Source organism: Variovorax sp. CCNWLW235 (assembly GCF_037204085.1).
Taxonomy (GTDB): domain Bacteria; phylum Pseudomonadota; class Gammaproteobacteria; order Burkholderiales; family Burkholderiaceae_C; genus Variovorax.
This window is the reverse complement of record NZ_JBBCBW010000001.1, coordinates 299471-320393: the sequence shown is the minus strand read 5'-3', so window position 1 is coordinate 320393 and position 20923 is coordinate 299471. Positions and strand designations below refer to the sequence as shown.

The 20923-nt window shown below is 65.9% G+C and carries 17 protein-coding genes; 11 read left to right on the top strand and 6 right to left on the bottom strand.

Features of this window, described 5'->3' with window-relative positions; genetic code table 11:
- Positions 1-83: 83 nt before the first annotated feature.
- The 6 genes from V9L21_RS01605 to ugpB form a co-directional block, all read right to left on the bottom strand.
- Positions 84-2495 (bottom strand): DUF3772 domain-containing protein, encoded by a 2412-nt coding sequence (locus tag V9L21_RS01605; protein WP_443304491.1) that lies wholly within the window; start codon positions 2493-2495, stop codon positions 84-86.
- Between the two features lie 76 nt (positions 2496-2571).
- Positions 2572-3318, bottom strand: a complete 747-nt coding sequence (gene ugpQ, locus V9L21_RS01600; protein ID WP_337308557.1) for a glycerophosphodiester phosphodiesterase — start codon at positions 3316-3318, stop codon at positions 2572-2574.
- Positions 3319-3324: 6 nt separating this feature from the next.
- The gene (ugpC, locus tag V9L21_RS01595) at positions 3325-4332 is read right to left on the bottom strand and encodes a sn-glycerol-3-phosphate ABC transporter ATP-binding protein UgpC (protein WP_258502074.1); all 1008 of its coding nucleotides are present in this window, start codon (positions 4330-4332) and stop codon (positions 3325-3327) included.
- 135 nt (positions 4333-4467) lie between these two features.
- A complete protein-coding gene (ugpE, locus tag V9L21_RS01590) occupies positions 4468-5316 on the bottom strand; it encodes a sn-glycerol-3-phosphate ABC transporter permease UgpE (RefSeq protein ID WP_258502073.1) in 849 nt (282 codons plus the stop codon).
- Positions 5317-5361: 45 nt separating this feature from the next.
- Positions 5362-6243, bottom strand: coding sequence for a sn-glycerol-3-phosphate ABC transporter permease UgpA (gene ugpA, locus V9L21_RS01585; protein ID WP_337308555.1), 882 nt, complete (start codon positions 6241-6243; stop codon positions 5362-5364).
- A 94-nt stretch (positions 6244-6337) separates the two neighbouring features.
- Positions 6338-7651 carry a sn-glycerol-3-phosphate ABC transporter substrate-binding protein UgpB gene (ugpB, locus tag V9L21_RS01580; protein WP_337308553.1) on the bottom strand — a complete coding sequence of 438 codons (1314 nt, stop codon included), beginning with the start codon at positions 7649-7651 and terminating at the stop codon, positions 6338-6340.
- Between the two features lie 226 nt (positions 7652-7877).
- Between ugpB and serA the strand changes: the two genes are divergently transcribed.
- From serA to V9L21_RS01525, 11 genes are all read left to right on the top strand, one after another.
- A complete protein-coding gene (serA, locus tag V9L21_RS01575) occupies positions 7878-9110 on the top strand; it encodes a phosphoglycerate dehydrogenase (protein WP_337308551.1) in 1233 nt (410 codons plus the stop codon).
- A gap of 228 nt (positions 9111-9338) precedes the next feature.
- Entirely contained in the window at positions 9339-13217 is a 3879-nt protein-coding gene (locus V9L21_RS01570; protein ID WP_337308549.1) for an FAD/FMN-binding oxidoreductase, read from the top strand.
- Positions 13214-13735 carry an HIT family protein gene (locus tag V9L21_RS01565; protein ID WP_337308547.1) on the top strand — a complete coding sequence of 174 codons (522 nt, stop codon included), beginning with the start codon at positions 13214-13216 and terminating at the stop codon, positions 13733-13735. The genes V9L21_RS01570 and V9L21_RS01565 overlap by 4 nt, the downstream gene beginning before the upstream one ends.
- Entirely contained in the window at positions 13735-14148 is a 414-nt protein-coding gene (locus tag V9L21_RS01560) for a gamma-butyrobetaine hydroxylase-like domain-containing protein (protein ID WP_126748373.1), read from the top strand. Before V9L21_RS01565 ends, V9L21_RS01560 begins: the two co-directional genes overlap by 1 nt.
- Before the next feature lie 154 nt (positions 14149-14302).
- Complete coding sequence (gene ubiE / locus V9L21_RS01555; RefSeq protein ID WP_337308544.1) at positions 14303-15034, top strand: bifunctional demethylmenaquinone methyltransferase/2-methoxy-6-polyprenyl-1,4-benzoquinol methylase UbiE; 732 nt, start codon at positions 14303-14305, stop codon at positions 15032-15034.
- 34 nt (positions 15035-15068) lie between these two features.
- Entirely contained in the window at positions 15069-16094 is a 1026-nt protein-coding gene (locus V9L21_RS01550) for a Tim44 domain-containing protein (protein ID WP_337308542.1), read from the top strand.
- 48 nt (positions 16095-16142) lie between these two features.
- Positions 16143-16712 carry a ubiquinone biosynthesis accessory factor UbiJ gene (locus V9L21_RS01545; RefSeq protein WP_157615399.1) on the top strand — a complete coding sequence of 190 codons (570 nt, stop codon included), beginning with the start codon at positions 16143-16145 and terminating at the stop codon, positions 16710-16712.
- Positions 16709-18274, top strand: a complete 1566-nt coding sequence (gene ubiB / locus V9L21_RS01540) for a ubiquinone biosynthesis regulatory protein kinase UbiB (protein WP_337308540.1) — start codon at positions 16709-16711, stop codon at positions 18272-18274. The genes V9L21_RS01545 and ubiB overlap by 4 nt, the downstream gene beginning before the upstream one ends.
- Positions 18275-18286: 12 nt before the next feature.
- Positions 18287-19726 (top strand): sodium:solute symporter family protein, encoded by a 1440-nt coding sequence (locus tag V9L21_RS01535; RefSeq protein ID WP_337308538.1) that lies wholly within the window; start codon positions 18287-18289, stop codon positions 19724-19726.
- A 187-nt stretch (positions 19727-19913) separates the two neighbouring features.
- Positions 19914-20258 (top strand): FmdB family zinc ribbon protein, encoded by a 345-nt coding sequence (locus V9L21_RS01530; protein WP_337308536.1) that lies wholly within the window; start codon positions 19914-19916, stop codon positions 20256-20258.
- A 23-nt stretch (positions 20259-20281) separates the two neighbouring features.
- Complete coding sequence (locus tag V9L21_RS01525; protein WP_126748380.1) at positions 20282-20902, top strand: DUF502 domain-containing protein; 621 nt, start codon at positions 20282-20284, stop codon at positions 20900-20902.
- The last annotated feature ends 21 nt before the right edge of the window (positions 20903-20923 follow it).

Genomic DNA, 20923 nt, shown 5'->3' with positions numbered 1-20923 from the left:
TGTTCGTTTTCAGGGCTCCGGACAATTGATCGATCAGGGCGGGCATTTGCCCCCTGCTTGGGTGATCGGGATGTAACAGGCGGCTAGGCCGCGGCCGGCGCGGTGCCGTCCGAAGCGGCAACCGGCGGCGCCACGGCCGCATAGGGCACCAGCTCGATCCGTTCGGCGCGCAGGCGCTCCAGGATGGTGAACAGCAGGTCGCTGCGCACGCTGCCCGCCAGGCGTGGGCTGGGCACATAGGCAATGGCCTGGAAGATGAGCAGGCCGCCCTCGATGCCTTCGAGCGTGAGCGAAGGCGCGGGGGTTTCGAGCACGCCCTCGTGCGCGCGGCAGGCTTCCAGGATAAGGTCGCGCACGCGCTGGGCGTCGGTGGTCAGCGGCAGCGGCAGGCGAATGAGCACCCGGCCTTCCGCATTGGCCAGCGTCATGTTGCGGACGGTCTTGGTGATGAACTCGGAGTTGGGCACGATGACCGTCGAGCGGTCTCCGAGCTGGATTTCCGTGGCGCGTACGTTGATGCGCCGCACATCGCCCTCGGTGGTGCCCAGCACCACCCAGTCGCCCACCTTCACCGGCTGCTCGGCCAGGAGAATGAGGCCCGAGATGAAGTTCTGCACGATGGCCTGCAGGCCGAAGCCGATGCCCACCGACAGCGCGCTGGCCACCCATGCGATGCGCTCGATGCCGATGCCCAGCGCCGAGAGCGAGAACGCAACCACCAGGATGCCGCCCACGTAGCCCAGCAGCGTGGTGATCGAACTCTGCATGCCCGGCTCGAACTGGGTGCTGGGCAGGTAGCTGCGCGCCAGCCAGCGCTTGAACACCCGCAGCACGATGAAGCCCACCAGCGCCACGGCAATGGCGCTGAAGATGGCGCCGGGCACCAGCTGGAACTCGCCCACCTTCACGCCGGTGCCGAACTTGCCGCTGCGCTGGAACACTTCGCCGGGCCCGGTGCCCAGGGGCGCCGCCAGTGCGATCAGCATGTAGAAGAACAGAGCCACGCGGCTCAGGCCGGAGAGCACCGTGGCCGCCTGGTCGAGCGTTTGCGGCGCAAGGCCGAAGCTCTTTTGCAGGCGCTGGCCGAAGGTGCTGCGCGACGACACGCCGGCCATGAAAACGTCGTCGGCAAACTTGAACAGCACATAGAACGCCGCCGCGACGATGCCGCTCCAGGTGAGCTGCGAGGCCAGGAAGCTCGCAAGCGCCACATAGCCGACCGCGACCAGCACCCAGATCGTCACGATGAGCACGCCGATGCATGCCACCAGCAGGCCCACCCACATCGGCCGCTCGGGCAGGCCGGCCTCGGGCGCGTCGGCGCGCAGCGCCTTCAGGCGATACATCACCGCGCCGACCAGCGCCGTGAGCACCAGCGCCGTGAGCACATGGGTGGCCACCACGGCGGCGAAGCTGGCGTTCACCAGCTGGTTGATTTCAGCCGGCGTCCAGGCCAGCGCGGCCACCAGCGCGACCAGCCACGGCAGCGCGGCCAGGCGTGTAGCCATCGCATCGGGAATGGGCGGCAGGCGCCAGGTCGGTCGCTTGGTGGCCAGCAGCGCGCGGCCCAGCCCGATGACGAAGGCCATGAACACCAGCGCCTGCGCCATCGAGCGCATGGCCTTGCGTGCCTGCGGCTCCCAGGTGGCGTATTCCTCGAGCACCCACACGAAGCCGTGCGCCGCGATGGCAACCAGCAGCACATGGCTTGCCACGATGGCGATGACCAGCAGCGACCGCCGGAGCCGGCCCGCCGGCAGCAGCCGCGCGGCAATGCGCGTCAGCAGGTGCTCGGCCACCCAGTTGCCGAGTATCGCGAGCAGCACCGCCAGCACCAGTGCGCCGAGCACTGCCGTTCGGGGTCCATCCTGCTCCATGGCCAGCGCAAGTCCGTCTTGCAGGCCGGACGCCAGCGCGCTCAGGCGTTCGAGATCGCTGGGCCATGCCTCGCGCAGGTCGCGCCAGAACTCGCCGCCGAGCGGAGAAGGGGCACGCTCGGTGATCTGCGCCTCGAAAAGCGCCCGGCGCTGGGTGAGCAGCTCGGCGCTGCGCTGCCGCACGTCGATGGTCAGGAGGCGCGCGAGCCTGATGTCCGCATCGAGTGCGTTGCGTTCCTTGGTCAGGCGGGCGCGCTGGCGCGTGATGTCGGGGTCTTCCGTCGTGCCGGCGGCCGGCGGGTTGCCGAGCTCGCCGAGCCGGGCGTTCAGGTCGGCCAGTTCGCCGGTGCGTGCGGCAACGAACTTGTCGGCCTGGGTGCCGATCTCGTTGATCTGCGCGACGAGCTTGCGCACATCCGCATCGGAATCGGGCGAAGCGGTGATCTTGGAGAGCTGCTCGCGCAGTTCGGCCACCGTGGGTTCGGGCGCGAGCGCCGCGGCGGCGGCGCTGTTGCCACCGATGCCGGTGTCCGGCTGCGCCACTGCGGCACCGCAACACAGCAGGGCCGCCAGCCAAAGGGCCATCAGGCGTGGGATGAAACTCATGGCTGCCATCATAGAAGGCGCCATTTGCGGCCCGCGGCGCGGCTCGTGACAGCGTGTGTCGAGCGGCCGCGGCCGGTGGCCGGGGCGATCAGGCGGCGGGGCTGAACAGGTCGACCCGGTCGGTGATGATGCCGTCGGTGCCGAGGGCGATCAGCCGCTGCGCGGCTTGTTCGTCATTCACGGTGTAGCTCAGCGCGCGCATGCCGGCGCCGTGCACCTGGGCCACCGTGTCGGCGTCCCAGAGCTTGTGGTTGCAGACGATGGCGGCGCACTCCAGGCCGATGGCGGCCTCCAGCCAGCCGTTCCAGAGCTTGTCGAGCAGCAGCCCGCGCGGCAAGCCGGGCTCGACCGCCTGGGCGCCCTTGAGCGACTCGACCTGGAAGGACGTGAGCAGAGGCGCAATGGCCGCGCCCTGCCACAGCCGTGCTGCCTGCCGCGCCACCGCTTCGCCGGTCTCGCGCTCGGTACCGGGCGTAGGCTTGATCTCGATGTTGAGCAGATGGTTGCTGGCCAGGCAGAAGCGGGCCAGGTTCTCGAGCGTGGCGAGCGGTTCGCCCGCAAAGGCGCGCGAGTGCCAGCCGCCCGCGTCGAGCTGCGAGAGCGCGCGCCACGGCTGCTCTCCGCCGATGCCGTGGCCGTTGGTGGTGCGGTCGAGCTCGGCGTCGTGCATGAGAAAGGCCACGCCGTCGGCGCTGAGCTTGGCGTCGCACTCGAACATGCGGTAGCCGTGCGCGGCGCCGAGCCGGAACGCGGCCAGCGTGTTCTCGGGCGCCAGCTTGCCGGCGCCGCGGTGCGCTACCCAGCGCGGGTAGGGCCAGGGTTTCAGTTCCGGCATCGTGCTTCAGTCCGCGCGCTTGCCGGAGCCGGCGTCGAACCAGTGCAGCTTGTCTTCGCGCGCCGCAATCTTCACCGTGTCGCCCGCAACCGGTGGATGATCGCCTTCGTCGGTGCGCATGATGATCTGCTCGTCGCCGATGCGGCCATACACCAGCCGTTCGGCGCCCAGCAGCTCGACCGACTCGACCTGCACGGACCAGCCGCTTTCGTCGAGCTTCATGTGCTCGGGGCGGATGCCGAGGATCTGGCCCGCCCGCACGCCGGGGGCATGCTGCAGCAGGTTCATCGGCGGCGAACCGATGAAGCTGGCCACGAAGGTAGTGGCCGGCCGGTTATAGACCTCTTCGGGCGTTGCGAACTGGTCCATCACGCCGCCGTTCATCACGATGATGCGCTGCGCGAGCGTCATGGCCTCGACCTGGTCGTGCGTGACGAAGAGCGAGGTGATGCCGAGTTCGCGATGCAGCTTCTGGATCTCCAGGCGGGTTTGCGCGCGCAGCTTGGCGTCGAGGTTGGACAACGGTTCGTCGAACAGAAACACCTGCGGCTGGCGCACGATGGCGCGGCCCATGGCCACGCGCTGGCGCTGGCCGCCCGAAAGCTCGCGCGGCTTGCGCTCGAGCAGGTGGCCCAGTTCGAGGATCTTGGCGGCCTTGTCGACACGGGTCTTGATCTCGGCTTCGGGCAGTTTGGCGATCTTCAGGCCATAGGCCATGTTCTTGAACACGCTCATGTGCGGGTAGAGGGCGTAGTTCTGGAACACCATGGCGATGTCGCGCTCGGAAGGTTCGAGCTGGTTCACCACGCGGCCGCCAATGGCGATGTCGCCGGCAGAGATATCTTCGAGGCCGGCCACCATGCGCAGCAGCGTGGACTTGCCGCAGCCCGAAGGCCCGACGATGACGACGAATTCGCCCTTGTTCACCTCGGCCGAGACGCCGTGGATGACCTGGTTGGCCTTGGCACCCTTGCCGTAGCGCTTGATGACGTTGCGAAAGGAAATGGCTGACATGTTGTTCTGTTGTGAATATCAGGTTGTGGTGGCAGGCCTGCCCGGGAAACACCGCGGAACCGGCTTTGCCGGGCCGCCGGTGTTGCCCCCTCGAGGGGGAGGCGGCTACACGAAGTGAGCCGCTTCGGGGGGGGCTTATTTCTCGGTGTCGACCAGGCCCTTGACGAACCAGCGCTGCATCAGCACCACGACGATGGCCGGAGGAATCATCGCCAGCATGGCGGTGGCCATCACGAGGTTCCAGTCGACCGCGGCGTCGCCCGAGGCGATCATTCGCTTGATGCCGATGACCACCGGGTACATGTCCTCGCTGGTGGTGGCCAGGAGCGGCCAGAGGTACTGGTTCCAGCCGTAGATGAACTGGATCACGAAGAGCGCGGCGATCGAGGTCTGCGACAGCGGCACCAGGATGTCCTTGAAGAAGCGCATCGGCCCGGCGCCATCTATTCGTGCGGCCTCGACCAGCTCGTCGGGCACCGAGAGAAAGAACTGCCGGAACAGGAAGGTCGCCGTGGCTGACGCAATCAAGGGGACGGTCAGGCCCGCGTAGGTGTTGAGCATGTTCAGGTCGGCCAGCACCTTGTAGGTGGGCAGGATGCGCACCTCCACTGGCAGCATGAGCGTCACGAAGATCATCCAGAAGACGATCTTCTTGAACGGAAAGCGGAAATACACGATGGCAAAGGCCGAGAGCAGCGAGATGGCGATCTTGCCGATGCTGATGACCAGCGCCGTGACCAGGCTGATCCACATCATGCGGCCCACCACCACGCGCGCGCCCTGCGTCTCGGTGCCAAGGAGGGCCGCGGTGTAGTTCTCGACCATGTGCGCACCAGGCACAAGGGGCATGGGTACGCGCAGGATTTCGTCGCGTGTGTGGGTCGAGGCGACGAAGGCCAGGTAGATGGGAAAGGCCACGATGGCGATGCCCAGGATCAGCACCACGTGCGAAAGGACGGTGAGGCCGGGCCGGCGTTCAATCATGGCGGTTGCTCCGGAGGAAAAAAGCAAAAGGGAAAGAGTGCGCCATCAGTACTGGACCTTCTTTTCGACGTAGCGGAACTGGACCACCGTGAGGACGACAACGATCGCCATCAGCACCACGGACTGCGCGGCCGAGCCGCCCAGGTCCAGAGCCCGGAATCCGTCGTGCCAGACCTTGTAGACCAGGATGGCGGTGTCGCGGCCCGGGCCGCCTTCGGTGGTGGCATGCACGATCGCGAAGGTGTCGAAGAAGGCGTACACCACGTTGATCACCAGCAGGAAAAAGGTGGTGGGCGAGAGCAGCGGAAACTGGATGGTCAGGAAGCGGCGCAGCGGACCGGCTCCGTCGATAGCCGCGGCCTCGATCAGTGCTTTGGGAATGGACTGCAGCCCGGCCAGGAAGAACAGGAAGTTGTAGGAAATCTGCTTCCAGATGGCGGCGACGACGATCAGCGACAGCGCCTGGTTGGAATTGAGCAGGTGGTTCCAGTCCATGCCCATCTTGCGCAGGCCGTAGCTCACCACGCCGATGCTGGGCGAGAACATGAACACCCACAGCACGCCCGCGATGGCCGGCGCCACTGCGTACGGAATGATCAGGAAGGTCTTGTAGAACAGCGAACCGCGTAGGATGCGGTCGGCAAAGATCGCCAGCAGCAGCGATATTGCGATGCCGATGCCGGCCACCAGCACCGAGAACAGCGCGGTGACCTTGAACGACTCGATGTAGGCGGGGTCGTCGAACAGGTGCTTGAAGTTCTCCAGGCCCACGAAGACGGTGGAGGTGCCGAAGGCGTCCTCGGTCTGCATCGATTGCCAGATTGCCTGGCTGGCGGGCCAGAAGAAGAACACCAGGATCACCGCCATTTGCGGCGCGATCAGCAGCCATGGCAGCCATGCCGATCGAAATAGAACGCGTTTTTCCATAGCCCCTCGAATCCCTCAAAAAACGAAACGCCCGCCCACGGCTTTTGCAGTGGCGGGCGGGCGAGTCTACTTCGGCGCCGAGCCGAACGGAGCGTCAGCCTTTGTTGGCTTTCTCGAAGCGTTCGAGCTGCTCGTTACCGCGCTTGACGGCGGCATCGAGCGCTTCCTTGGCGGTGCGCTTGCCGTTCCAGATCTGCTCGGTTTCCTCGTCGATGATGGTCCGGATCTGCACGAAGCTGCCCAGGCGCACGCCACGCGACTTGTCCGTGGTCTTGCGGATCATCTGCGTCACGGCAACGTCGGTGCCGGGGTTGTCCTTGTAGAAGCCCGAGGCATCGGTCAGCTTGTAGGCGGCGGTGGTAATGGGCAGGTAGCCCGTGCGCTTGTGGCTTTCGGATTGCACCTTGGTGTCGGACAGGAAGGTGAAGAAGCTGGCCACGCCCTTGTAGTGGTCGGCCGGCTTGCCGGACATGACCCAGAGGCTGGCGCCGCCGATCACGGTGTTCTGCGGCGCGCCCTTCACGTCGGGGTAGTAGGGCAGGGTGGAGATGCCGTACTTGAACTTGGCGTCCTTGGCCACGCGTGCGTACAGGCCCGAAGAGCCGGTCATCATCGCGCATTCGCCCGAGGGGAAGGCGGCGTCGGCCGTGTTGTTGCGGCCCTTGTAGACGAAGGTGCCGTCCTTGGACATCTTCGCCAGGTTCTCGAAGTGCTTCACCTGCAGCGGCGAGTTGAAGGCCAGGCGTGCCGAGGTGCCGCCGAAGCCGTTGTTCTGCGTTGCATAGAGCGTGTTGTGCCAGGCCGAGAAGCTCTCGAGCTGGGTCCAACTCATCCAGCTGGTGGTAAAGGGGCACTTGTGGCCGCTGGCCTTGAGCTTGTCGGCCGCGGCAATCACTTCGGGCCAGGTGGTGGGTGCCTTCTCGGGGTCGAGGCCGGCCGCCTTGAAGGCGTCCTTGTTGTAATAGAAGATGGTCGTCGAGCTGTTGAACGGAAAGCTCAGCATCTGGCCGTTGGGCGCGGTGTAGTAGCCCGAAACGGCGGGCACGTACACGCTCGGGTCGAACTTGGCGCCGCCGGAGTTCATGACTTCGCCCACGGGCTTGATGGCGCCCTTGGAGGCCATCATGGTGGCGGTGCCAACCTCGAACACCTGCAGGATGTCCGGCGCATTGCCGGCGCGATAGGCTGCGATTGCGGCCGTCATGGATTCGTCGTACTGGCCCTTGTAGGTCGGCACGACCTTGAATTCCTTCTGGCTGGCGTTGTACTGCTTGGCGAGGTCGTTGACCCATTCGCCGAGCGGGCCGCTCATGGAATGCCACCACTGGATTTCGGTTTGGGCGTGGGCCACATTGAACAGCGTGGTGGCTGCCAGCGCCGATGCCAGCGCGAGCGTCTTGAATCGCATGAAGACTCCTGATGGGAAATGAAAGCGCGGATGCTAGGCCATGTGGATGACACAGCCGCGTCACATTGGCGCACGGACCGTTGTCATTTTCCAATCGGGAAAACCCCTTTGGCACAAGGCTTCCAGCAGGGTGGGCTCCCTCATGCTGCGGCGCAGCATGCTAGCATCGCCTTCCCCTTTTTTCGGCCTAGCCTGTTGCCGTGGCCGGGGCTTTCGCGAGTACGTCATGAGCAGCAAAACCTCCCTCGACAAAAGCAGGATCAAGTTCCTTTTGCTCGAAGGCATCCACCCTTCCGCCGTGGAGGTCCTGCATGCCGCGGGCTACACCAACGTGGAATCTCTGCCGGGCGCGCTCCCCGACGCGGAGCTCAAGGCGAAGATCGCCGACGTTCACTTCCTGGGCATCCGCTCGCGCACGCAACTGACGGCTGAGGTTTTTGCGGCCGCCCAGAAGCTGGTGGCGGCGGGGTGCTTCTGCATTGGCACCAACCAGGTCGACCTGGAAGCCGCGCGCGAGCACGGCGTGGCGGTGTTCAACGCGCCTTATTCCAACACCCGCTCGGTGGCCGAGCTGGTGCTGGCAGAAGCCATCCTGCTCTTGCGCGGCGTGCCTGAAAAGAGCGCGGTGGCGCACCGCGGCGGCTGGCTCAAGTCGGCCGAGAACGCCTTCGAAATTCGCGGCAAGACGCTGGGCATCGTGGGCTACGGCTCCATTGGCGCCCAGCTGTCGGTGCTGGCCGAGGCGCTGGGCATGCAGGTGGCTTTTTTCGACGTGGTCACCAAGCTGCCATTGGGCAATGCGCGCCAGGTGCGCGAGCTGCACCAGCTGCTGGCGCAGAGCGACATCGTCACGCTCCATGTGCCCGAGACGCAGGCCACCCAGTGGATGATTGGCGCGGCCGAAATCGCCGCCATGAAGCCGGGCTCCATCTTGATCAACGCTTCGCGCGGAACGGTGGTGGAGATCGAGCCGCTGGCCGAGGCCCTGAAGCAGAAAAAGCTGCTGGGCGCCGCAATCGACGTCTTTCCGGTCGAGCCGCGCACCAACAAGGACGAGTTCCAGTCGCCTTTGCGGGGCCTGGACAACGTGATTCTGACCCCCCACATCGGCGGCTCGACCATGGAGGCGCAGGCCAACATCGGCCTCGAAGTGGCGGAAAAGCTGGTGAAGTACAGCGACAACGGCACCTCGACCTCGTCGGTCAACTTTCCGGAAGTGGCGCTCCCGGCCCACCCCGGCAAGCACCGGCTGCTGCACGTGCACCGCAACGTGCCCGGCGTGCTGTCGGAAATCAACAAGATTTTCTCGGACAACAACATCAACATCTCCTCGCAGTTCCTGCAGACCAACGAGAAGATCGGCTATGTGGTGACGGACATCGACGCGGCCTATTCCGACCTGGCGCTGGAAAAGCTGGCCAAGGTGAACGGGACGATCCGGAGCCGCGTGCTGTTCTAAGAGGGCCTTTTCCGGTTTTCCTCCCTCTCCCTCTGGGAGAGGGTTGGGGTGAGGGCAGCGACATCCACGACGCAGCAAGCGCCCGGTAGGCGACCGACCGCCCGTACCGCCTGCCGGTCGCCTCTCAATAGGGGAACGGCGACGCCCCAAGGCAAGGCCCCCGTCCCTGCCCTAAAATCCCCACCCCCGGCTATGGGCGCGCAGCGCCCGGCCGAGGTGCCACCCCCGATGAATGCTCCGACCGCGTTGACCACGCTGTTGTCGCAGGCCGCAGAGCCTGTACGACTGCGCGAGATCCCCTATAACTACACCAGCTTTTCCGATCGAGAGATCGTGATCCGCCTGTTGGGCGAGCGCGGCTGGGAACTGCTCCAGACCCTGCGCGCCGAGCGCCGCACCGGCCGATCGGCCCGCATGCTGTACGAAGTGCTCGGCGACATCTGGGTGGTGCAGCGCAACCCCTACCTCGTCGACGACCTGCTCGACAACCCGCGCCGCCGCGGCCAGCTGGTCGATGCGCTCAAACACCGCCTGGCCGAAGTACAGAAGCGCCGCACGCCCGACAGCGACCTGCCGCGCGACCAGCTCGTGGGCGAACTCACGGGGCTCGTCGGGCAGGCCGTTGCCGCCTTCGACACCGCGTTTCGCGACGTGGCGGCCCTGCGCCGCAAGGCCACGCGCGTGCTGGGCCGCCTCACGGCAAAGGACAACATCAAGTTCGACGGCCTCTCGCGCGTGTCGCACGTGACCGACGCCACCGACTGGCGCGTCGAATATCCGTTCGTGGTGCTGTGCCCCGACACAGAGGCCGAAATGGCCCTGCTGGTCAAGGGCTGCATCGAGCTGGGCCTGACCATCATTCCGCGCGGCGGCGGCACCGGCTACACCGGCGGCGCCATTCCGCTCACGTGGAAGAGCGTGGTCATCAACACCGAAAAGCTCGAGGCCATGACCGAGGTCGAGATGGTCTCGCTGCCCGGCCTGGAAGCGCCCGTGGCCACCGTCTGGACCGAAGCAGGCGTCGTCACACAGCGCGTGGCCGACGCGGCCGAGCGCGCGGGCTATGTGTTCGCGGTTGACCCCACCTCCGCCGAGGCCTCGTGCGTCGGCGGCAACGTGGCAATGAACGCGGGCGGCAAGAAGGCCGTGCTCTGGGGCACGGCGCTCGACAACCTGGCTTCGTGGCGCATGGTGACGCCGCAGGCCGAATGGCTCGAAGTCACGCGCATCGGCCACAACCTGGGCAAGATCCACGACGCCGAAAACGCCGTGTTCGAGCTGCAGTACTACGCCGCCGACGGCAAGACCAAGCTGCGCACCGAGCGCCTCGACATTCCGGGCCGCACATTCCGCAAGGAAGGCCTCGGCAAGGACGTGACCGACAAGTTTCTTTCGGGCCTTCCGGGCATCCAGAAAGAGGGCTGCGACGGCCTCATTACCAGCTGCCGCTGGGTGGTGCACCGCATGCCGGCGCACACGCGCACCGTGTGCCTTGAATTCTTCGGCAACGCGAAAGACGCGGTGCCCAGCATCGTCGAGATCAAGGACTTCATGTTCGCCGAGCAGAAGCGCAGCGGCGTGCTGCTGGCCGGCCTTGAACACCTGGACGACCGCTACCTGAAGGCCGTGGGCTACGCCACCAAGTCGAAGAAGCATGGCGGCCTGCCGAAGATGGTGCTGTTCGGCGACATCGCGGGCGACGACGCCGATGCGGTGGCGCGCGTTACTTCGGAAGTGGTGCGCATAGCCAACTCGCGCAGCGGCGAAGGCTTCATTGCCATCAGCCCCGAGGCGCGCAAGAAATTCTGGCTCGACCGCAAGCGCACGGCGGCCATCAGCAAGCACACCAACGCCTTCAAGATCAATGAAGACGTGGTCATTCCGCTGCCGCGCATGGCCGAGTACAGCGACGGCATCGAGCGCATCAACATCGAGCTTTCGCTGCAGAACAAGCTCGCGCTCACCGATGCGCTCGAGGCGTTTCTGCTGCGCGGCAACCTGCCGCTCGGCAAGACCGACGATGCGCACGAGATTCCGGCCGCCGAGCTGCTCGAAGATCGCGTGGCACAGGCGGTGGCGATGGTGCAGGGCGTGCGTGCCCTCTGGGCCGAATGGCTGCGCGATGTCGACACGCTGTTTCCGCAGCTGCAGGACCACACCCTGCGAGCCAGCTGGAAGACCCAGCTGCGCCAGCCGCTGCAGGAAATATTTTCGGGCGCCGAGTTCGCGCCGATCCTGGCCGAGTGCACCGCCATTCACAAGCAGGTGCTCAAGGGCCGTGTGTGGGTGGCGCTGCACATGCACGCGGGTGACGGCAACGTGCACACCAACATTCCCGTCAATAGCGACAACTACGAGATGCTGCAGACCGCGCACGCCGCGGTGGTGCGCATCATGGCGCTGGCGCGCAGCCTCGACGGCGTGATTTCGGGAGAGCACGGCATCGGCATTACCAAGCTCGAATTCCTGAGCGACGAAGAGCTCGCGCCCTTCATGGACTACAAGCAGCGCGTCGACCCCGAAGGCCGCTTCAACAAAGGCAAGCTGCTGCGTGCGCCCGCCGGCCAGAACATCGAGCTGCATGCCGACCTGACCAACGCCTACACGCCGAGCTTCGGCCTCATGGGGCACGAGTCGCTGATCATGCAGCAGAGCGACATCGGCGCCATTGCCGACAGCGTGAAAGACTGCCTGCGCTGCGGCAAGTGCAAGCCGGTGTGCGCCACGCACGTGCCGCGTGCCAACCTGCTGTACAGCCCGCGCAACAAGATCCTGGCGACCTCGCTGCTGGTGGAGGCCTTCCTTTATGAAGAGCAGACCCGCCGAGGCATCAGCATCAAGCACTGGGAAGAGTTCGAGGATGTGGCCGACCACTGCACCGTGTGCCACAAGTGCCTCACGCCGTGCCCGGTGAAGATCGACTTCGGCGACGTGTCGATGAACATGCGCAACCTGCTACGCAAGATGGGGCAGAAGAGCTTCCGCCCCGGCAACGCGGCCGCGATGTTCTTCCTGAACGCGACCAATCCGCAGACCATCAAGGCGGTGCGCGCGGGCATGGTGGGCATCGGCTTCAAGGCGCAGCGCCTGGCCAACGATCTGCTGCGCGGGCTTGCCCGCAAGCAGACGGCCGCGCCGCCGGCTACGCTGGGCCCGGCGCCGGTGAAAGAGCAGGTGATCCACTTCATCAACAAGAAGATGCCGGGCAACCTGCCGAAGAAGACGGCGCGCGCGCTGCTCGACATCGAGGACGCCGACTACGTGCCGATCATCCGCAACCCCAAGGCGACCACCTCGGAAACCGAGGCCGTCTTCTACTTTCCGGGCTGTGGTTCGGAGCGGCTGTTCTCGCAGGTGGGCTTGGCCACGCAGGCGATGCTCTGGCATGCGGGCGTGCAGACCGTGCTGCCGCCGGGCTACCTGTGCTGCGGCTACCCGCAACGCGGCAGCGGCCAGTTCGACAAGGCCGAGAAGATGATCACGGACAACCGAGTGCTCTTCCACCGCGTCGCCAACACGCTCAACTACCTCGACATCAAGACGGTGGTGGTGAGCTGCGGCACCTGCTACGACCAGCTCCAGGGCTACCAGTTCGACAAGATCTTCCCGGGCTGCCGAATCATCGACATCCACGAGTACTTGCTCGAAAAGGGCATCACGCTGGCCGATGCCGCGGGTGGTGGCTATCTCTACCACGACCCCTGCCACAGCCCCATGAAGCTGCAGGACCCGATGAAGACCGTGAAGGCGCTGGTCGGCGACAACGTGCTCAAGAACGACCGCTGCTGCGGCGAGTCGGGCACGCTGGGCGTGTCGCGGCCGGACATCTCCACGCAGATCCGCTTCCGCAAGGAAGAAGAGCTCAAGAAGGGCGAGGCCGCGTTGCGCGCGAACGGCCAGGTCGGCGAGAAGGACAACGTCAAGATCCTCACCAGCTGCCCGAGCTGCCTGCAAGGCCTCTCGCGCTACGGCAACGACCTGAACAACGGGCTGCTCGAGGCCGACTACATCGTGGTCGAGATGGCCAACAAGATTCTTGGCAACGACTGGATGCCGGAATACGTGGCCGCTGCCAACAACGGCGGCATCGAGCGGGTGCTCGTATGAATGTGGCCCCCACGCTCGGCACTGGCGTGTCCTCGCTGCCCCCCGAGGGGGCGCTCGCCGCCTTGGGGCGGCCCGGCGGCGGCTCGGTGCAAGGCTGCCCGTTCTGTGAAGGCCCCGGCGGTCGCATCGTGTTCGAAGGCGCGAAGCTTCGCGTCATCCATGCCGAAGAGGCCGGCTTCCCGGCCTTCTACCGTGTGATCTGGCGCGAGCATGCGGCGGAGTTTTCCGACCTTGACGCGTCCGACCGCGTGCTGTGCATGGAAGCCGTCGCGGTGGTCGAGCAGTGCCTGCGCGAGCACCTCTCGCCGGCCAAGATCAACCTTGCGGCGCTCGGCAACATGGTGCCGCACCTGCATTGGCATGTGATCGCGCGCTTTGCCGACGACACCCATTTTCCCGGCTCCGTGTGGGCGCCAGTGCAGCGCGAGCCGAGCCCGGCCCAAGAGGCCGCCGTGGCCGCGCGCCTGCCCGCGCTCGAGAGTGAGATGATTGCCCGACTGGGCACAAGGAGCTTCTGATGGCAGGTTTGCAAGCCGGCGCACCGACGCCGCAATCGATCACCGTGCACGGCCAGTCGCGCATGCTCGAGGTCGGGTTTTCCGACGGCGCCACGTTCCGCATTCCGTTCGAGCTGATGCGCATCTATTCGCCGTCCGCAGAAGTGCAGGGCCACGGCCCGGGCCAGGAAGTGCTGCAGACCGGCAAGCGCGAAGTCGAACTGGTCGACCTGAAGCCGGTGGGCAACTACGCCGTGCAGCCGGTCTTCAGCGACGGGCACGACACGGGCATCTTCTCGTGGAACCTGCTGTACGAACTCGGTGCCAAGCAGGCCGAGCTCTGGGCCGAGTACGAACGCCGGCTTGCCGCCGCGGGCGTCGACCGCGACGCGCCGATGATCGACAAGGGCGGCTCCGCCTGCAGCAGCCACTGAGCCCCAAGCGGCCTCCGCTACCGAAAAGATAGCCGCGCAGGCAGGCGCGGCGCGCTCTGCAGCGCCCCGCTATTTGAAGAAAAAGCAACAAATGCCCGGCGTCTTCGCAGGGTCGCCATCTTGAGGTGTGTGCTTCCGGCCTAATATCAGGCCAATGAGCACCACCCACTTCGGCTTCGAAAAAGTCGACGAAAGCGAGAAAGCGCAACGTGTTCGCGGCGTCTTCGACTCCGTCGCCACGCGTTACGACCTCATGAACGACCTGATGTCGATGGGGCTGCACCGCGCCTGGAAGGCGTACACCGTGATGGTGGCCAATGTGGGCGAAGGCTCGCGCGTGCTGGACATCGCGGGCGGCACCGGCGACCTCGCACTGGCTTTCTCGAAGAAGGTCGGCGCCAGCGGCCAGGTGGTGCACACCGACATCAACGAAGCCATGCTGCGCACCGGCCGCGACCGCCTGCTCGATGCCGGCGTCGCGCTGCCCACGCTGGTGTGCGACGCCGAAAAGCTGCCCTTCCCGAGCGACCACTTCGACGTGGTGACCGTCGCCTTCGGCCTGCGCAACATGACGCACAAGGACATTGCACTGAAGGAAATGAACCGCGTGCTCAAGCCGCGCGGCAAGCTCCTGGTGCTCGAGTTCTCGAAGGTGGCCAAGCCGCTCGCAAAGGCCTACGACTGGTATTCGTTCAGTGTGCTGCCGCGCCTGGGCAAGCTGGTGGCGGGCGACGACGCGAGCTACCGCTACCTGGCCGAGTCGATCCGGATGCATCCCGCGCAGGACGAACTCAAGACCCTCATGAAAGAGGGCGGTTTCGGGCATGTGGACTATCACAACATGACGGGGGGCGTGGTCGCCCTTCATGTTGGAATCAAGTGTTGATGACGCGAATTCTTCGCTCTAAAGAGGAGACGACATGAAAAGTTTGAGTTCTTTGTTCCTGGCTTGCGTGCTGGCCCTGGTCAGCGTGCAGGCCGACGCCGCCCGTATCGGCGGCGGCAAGTCGGTCGGCCGCCAATCGTCCAACGTGACGCAGCGCGAATCCGCATCGCCCAGCGCGCCCGCGCAGCAAAACGCAACCAATGCCGCGCCGCGGCCCGCAACGCCGGCGCCCGCTGCCGCGGCGCCCAAGCGCCCGTGGGGTGCAATGCTCGGCGGCCTGGCCGCCGGCCTGGGCCTGGCCTGGCTCGCAAATTCGCTCGGCCTTGGCGCCGGCTTTGCCAACATCCTGCTGATCGGCCTGCTGGTCATGGCCGGCTTGTTTGTGTGGCGCATGTTCAAGGCGCGTTCGGCCGCCTCGTCGGGCGCCAACCGCCAGGGCGGCTTCGCCTTCCAGGGCGCGGGCAACCCGGCCAACGCCAGCGCGCCTGCGCAGTACAGCCCCGCCAACGTCGGCAACGACGCCTCGGCACGGCCGTGGGAGCGCAACGCAACCGCTTTTGATGCATCGCCCACCCAGGCTGACGAGCGGCATGGCAGCAGCCTTTCCGCGGCGGGTGCCGCGGCCGGCGGCAGCATGATCGGCTCGGCGCTCTCGGGCTCGCAGTCGTGGGGTATTCCTGTCGGCTTCGACGTGGACGGCTTCCTTGGCGCCGCCAAGCGCAATTTCGTCACGCTGCAAGACGCCTGGGACCGCGCCGACGTCACCACGCTGCGCTCCATGATGACCGACAGCATGGTCGACGAGATCCGCACGCAGCTGGCCGACCGTGCCAGCCACACCGGCGGCGCGCCGAACAAGACCGAGGTGGTGATGCTCGACGCCAAGCTGCTCGGTATCGAGGAACTGGCCGACGCCTACATGGCCAGCGTGGAGTTCTCCGGCATGATCCGCGAGGACGACTCGGCCGGCCCGGGTCCGTTCCGCGAAGTCTGGAACATGACCAAGCCCGTCAGCGGCAACAGCGGCTGGCTGGTGGCAGGCGTGCAAGCGCTGCAGTAAGCGCATTCCGGCGGCCATGAGGCCGCTTACAGAACCGATAATGGGGACATGGCCACACCATCGTCCCCATTTTCTTTTCTCGACGACCTGTTCAATCGCATCGGCGAACGGCTGCAGCCGCCCGCCTGGGCTGTGCACGAGATCCAGCACCGCGCGGTGCTGTTTCTCAACCATGTGCTGCAGCAGGAGCCCGAGGCCCAGCAGCGGCTGCTGCGGCAGCAGGGGCGGGTGGTGCGCTTCCAGTGGCGCTTTGTCACGATGGAGCTGGTGGCCACGCCCGCCGGCCTGCTCGACCTGGCTCCGCCGGGCTCGGTGCCCGAGCTCACCCTCACCGTCACGGATGAGTCCCCCTTCGACCTGGCGCGCGCCACGCTGCGCGGCGACAAGCCTTCAGTGCAGATCATCGGCGACGTGCAGCTCGCGGCCGAGGTCAACTGGCTGGTCGATCATGTGCGCTGGGATGTCGAGGACGACCTTGCGCGCCTGATCGGCGACGTGCCGGCGCACACCATTGCCAACGGCGCCCGCAAGGTGGCGGGCGCGCTGCGCCAGTTCGTCGGCGGCAAGCCCCCGCAAGCCGGCGGTTCGGCGGCCGGCCCGGCGAGCACGGCCGAATGAGGCGCTTCTACCGCGGATTCTTCATCGTCTGGGTCGCACTGCGCTACGGCCTCGACGAGCTCGTGCTCACGAGCTTCCAGAAGCCCTGGCTGCGCGTGGTGGCGCGGGTCGTTTCCATCGGCCGCAACCTCGACGCGCCGCGCGGCCAGCGCCTGCGCGAGGCGCTCGAGCGGCTGGGCCCCATCTTCGTGAAGTTCGGCCAGGTGCTCTCCACCCGGCGCGACCTGCTGCCGCCCGACATTGCCGACGAGCTTGCCTTCTTGCAGGACCGGGTGCCGCCGTTCCCGTCGTCCGTGGCCATCGCCACCATCGAGCGGGCCTTCCGCCGGCCAGTGGGCGACGTGTTCGTGCAGTTCGACGAAACGCCGATTGCCAGCGCATCGATCGCCCAGGTTCACTTCGCGACCATCCGCACCAACCACGGAGAAGTGCGGGAGGTTGCCGTCAAGGTGCTGCGTCCCAGCATGCGCGGCGTGATCGAGAAAGACCTCGCGCTCATGGCCATGATGGCCGGCTGGGTCGAGCGGCTCTCGCCCGACGGCAAGCGCCTGAAGCCGCGCGAGGTGGTCGGCGAGTTCGACAAATACCTGCACGACGAGCTCGACCTGGTGCGTGAGGCGGCCAATGCGGCCCAGCTGCGCCGCAACATGGCCGAACTCGACCTGGTGCTGATCCCCGAGATGTTCTGGGACTTCTGCCACCCCGAGGTGATCGTGATGGAGCGCATGAACGGCGTGCCCATTGCACAGCTCGACCGGCTGCGCGCGGCCGGTGTCGACATTCCCAAGCTCGCTCGCGACGGCGTCACGATCTTCTTCACCCAGGTGTTCCGCGACGGCTTCTTTCACGCCGACATGCACCCGGGCAACATCCAGGTGAGCCTCGCGCCGGAGACCTTCGGGCGCTACATCTCGCTCGATTTCGGGATCATCGGCACGCTCACCGAGTCGGACAAGGAATACCTCGCTCAGAACTTCGTGGCCTTCTTCCGGCGCGACTACAAGCGGGTGGCCGAGTTGCACCTGGAAAGCGGCTGGGTGCCCGAAGGCACCCGCATCGACGAGCTGGAGGCGGCGATCCGCACCGTGTGCGAGCCGTATTTCGACCGGCCGTTGAAGGAAATCTCGCTCGGCATGGTGCTGATGCGGCTCTTCCAGACTTCGCGGCGCTTCCACGTCGAGATTCAGCCGCAGCTGGTGCTGCTGCAGAAGACCCTACTCAACATTGAGGGCCTGGGCCGCCAGCTCGACCCGGAGCTCGACCTCTGGCACACCGCCAAGCCCTTCCTCGAGAAGTGGATGGTCGACCAGATCGGCCCCAAGAAGCTGTTCCAGCAGCTTAAGGCCGAGGCGCCGCGCTACGCAAAACTGTTGCCGCAACTGCCGCGGCTGCTGCACGATTTCCTTGAGAATCGGCCCGCCGACAACCGCCGCGAGCTGCTCGAACTGCTGGCCGCACAAAAGCGCACCAACCGGTTGCTGCAGACCATCATCTACGGTGGCATAGGATTTGTATTGGGATTGCTCGCCATGCAGGTGCTGGTGCGCGTGAAGTTGTTCTAGAGGAGAGTCCCCGTGTTGCTGACGCTGGTTGTCGTTTATCTGCTGGTCACCATTGCGATCGGCCTCTACGCCGCCAAGCGGGTGAAGAACACCACCGACTTCGCGATTGCGGGGCGGCACCTGCCGCTCTTCATGATCGTGACGACCACCTTCGCCACCTGGTTCGGCTCCGAAACGGTGCTCGGCATTCCGGCCAAGTTCATCGAAACCGGGCTGAACGGCGTGGTCGAAGACCCGTTCGGCGCGGGCACCTGCCTCATCCTGGTCGGGCTGTTCTTTGCGGGCAAGCTCTACCGCATGACGCTCCTGACCATCAGCGACTACTACCGCGAGCGCTACGGCCGCGGCGTCGAGGTGGCCTGCTCGCTCATCATCATGCTGAGCTACCTGGGCTGGGTGTCGGCGCAGGTCACGGCGCTGGGGCTGGTGTTCAACGTGCTTTCCGCCGGCGCCATCAGCATTCCGGTGGGCATGGTGATCGGGGTGGTTTCCATCCTGGCCTACACCCTGTTCGGCGGCATGTGGTCGGTGGCGGTGACCGACTTCATCCAGATGATCATCCTCGTCGCGGGGCTTGCCATCATTGCCGTGTTCGCCGGCAACATGGCTGGCGGGGCGGACAAGGTGGTGGCCTTCGCGGTCAGCAAGGACCTCTTCAAGTTCTGGCCCGAGCCCAACTGGCACGACATGGTGTTCTTCCTTGCCGCGGCCATCACGATGATGCTCGGCTCCATTCCGCAGCAGGACGTGTTCCAGCGTGTCATGTCGGCCAACAGCGTCAAGGCCGCAACGCGCGGGCCGGTCATCGGCGGCGTGGCGTACATCCTGTTCGCCTTTGTGCCGATGTTCCTGGTGGCCAGCGCGCTGCTGATCATGCCGGAGCAGACTGCCGCGCTGCTGAAGGACGATCCGCAGAAGGTGCTGCCGACCCTGGTGCTCGAGAAGATGCCTTTCGTGATGCAGGTGCTGTTCTTCGGCGCGCTGCTGTCGGCCATCAAGTCGACCGCCTCGGCCACGCTGCTGGCGCCGAGCGTTACCTTCACCGAGAACATCTGGCGCCAGTTCCGCCCGTCGGGCACCGACCGCCAGAACCTCATGACCATGCGCATCACCGTGCTGGTCTTCAGTGCGGCCGTGCTGGCCTATGCCATCCGCATGCAGGGCACTCCCATCTATGAGCTGGTGTCGGGCGCCTACCAAGTGCCGCTGGTCGGCGCCTTCGTGCCGCTGGTGTGCGGGCTTTACTGGCGCCGCGCCACCACGCAGGGGGCGCTCGCTTCGATCCTGTTCGGCATCGGCACCTGGCTGCTGTTCCTGTCCATGCCCTGGAGCGCCGTGTTTCCGGCCCAGCTGGCCGGCGTGCTCGCCTCGTTCGGCGGCATGGTGGCCGGATCGCTGGCGCCGCAGTGGGTGACCAACACCCGCACCCCGCACCGGATGCTCGCAGCCTAGGAACGCCCCCCGAAGCGCCCTTGGCGCCTCCCCCCACTGGGGGGCGCACCCGGCGGCCCGGCAGAGCCGGTTCCACGGGTGCACTGGCCGGGCCATGCGGGTTCATGCCTGGCGGGGGCACCCTTATAATCGAGGGCTTTGCGAGCGGCCTCTGCTCGGTTTTTGCGCCGCTTTTTTACTCAATTCCATGCCCATTTACGCCTACAAGTGCAGCGCCTGCGGCTTTGCCAAGGACGCCCTGCAAAAAATGTCCGATGCGCCGCTCACGGTGTGTCCGGCATGCGGCGCGAGTGCCTTCGAAAAGCAGGTCACCGCCGCCGGTTTCCAGCTCAAGGGTTCCGGCTGGTACGTGACCGATTTCCGCGATGGAGGCGGCAAGAAGGCCGAAGCCGCCACCGCTGCACCCGCGAACAATGGCGACAGCGCCGCTGCGCCAGCCGCCAAGACCGCAGAGGCTTCCAGCCCCGCGCCTGCACCCGCCCCTGCCTCCAGCCCTGCGCCGGCGCCAGCTGCCGCGGCCAAGAGCGACTGACGAGCGACCGAGAACAACACACCATGCTCGCCCTGCGCAAATGGCTGTTTTCCGGCTTGCTGGTCATCGTTCCGCTGTTCATCACCCTGGCGGTGCTGAAGTGGATCATCGACACGCTGGACCAGACGCTCTGGGTGCTGCCGCTGGGTTGGCAAACATGGCTGCACGAAAACAACGTGCGCGGGTTGGGCGTGCTGCTCACGCTGGCCATCTTGCTGGGCGTGGGTGCCATTGCAAGCAACTTCGTGGGCAAGCGCCTGCTGGGCTGGGGCGACGCGGTGGTGCGGCGCATCCCGGTCGTCCGCTCGATCTATTCCAGCGTCAAGCAGGTCTCCGACACGCTTTTTTCCGAGAACGGCAATGCCTTCCGGACGGCCGTGCTGGTGCAGTGGCCGCGCGAGGGCGTGTGGACCATCGCCTTCGTGACCGGCGCGCCGGGTAGCGACGTGGTCGAGCACCTGGGCGGCGGCGACTACCTCAGCGTCTATGTACCCACAACGCCCAACCCGACGGGCGGTTATTTCGTGATGCTCAAGCGCAGCGACTGCATCGAACTCAAGATGAGCGTGGACGAAGCGCTCAAATACATCGTCTCGATGGGCGTGGTCGTTCCCGGCGGCCCCTCGACCCTCGCGAACAAGTAAGAAACGCGCCTTTGCGGCGCT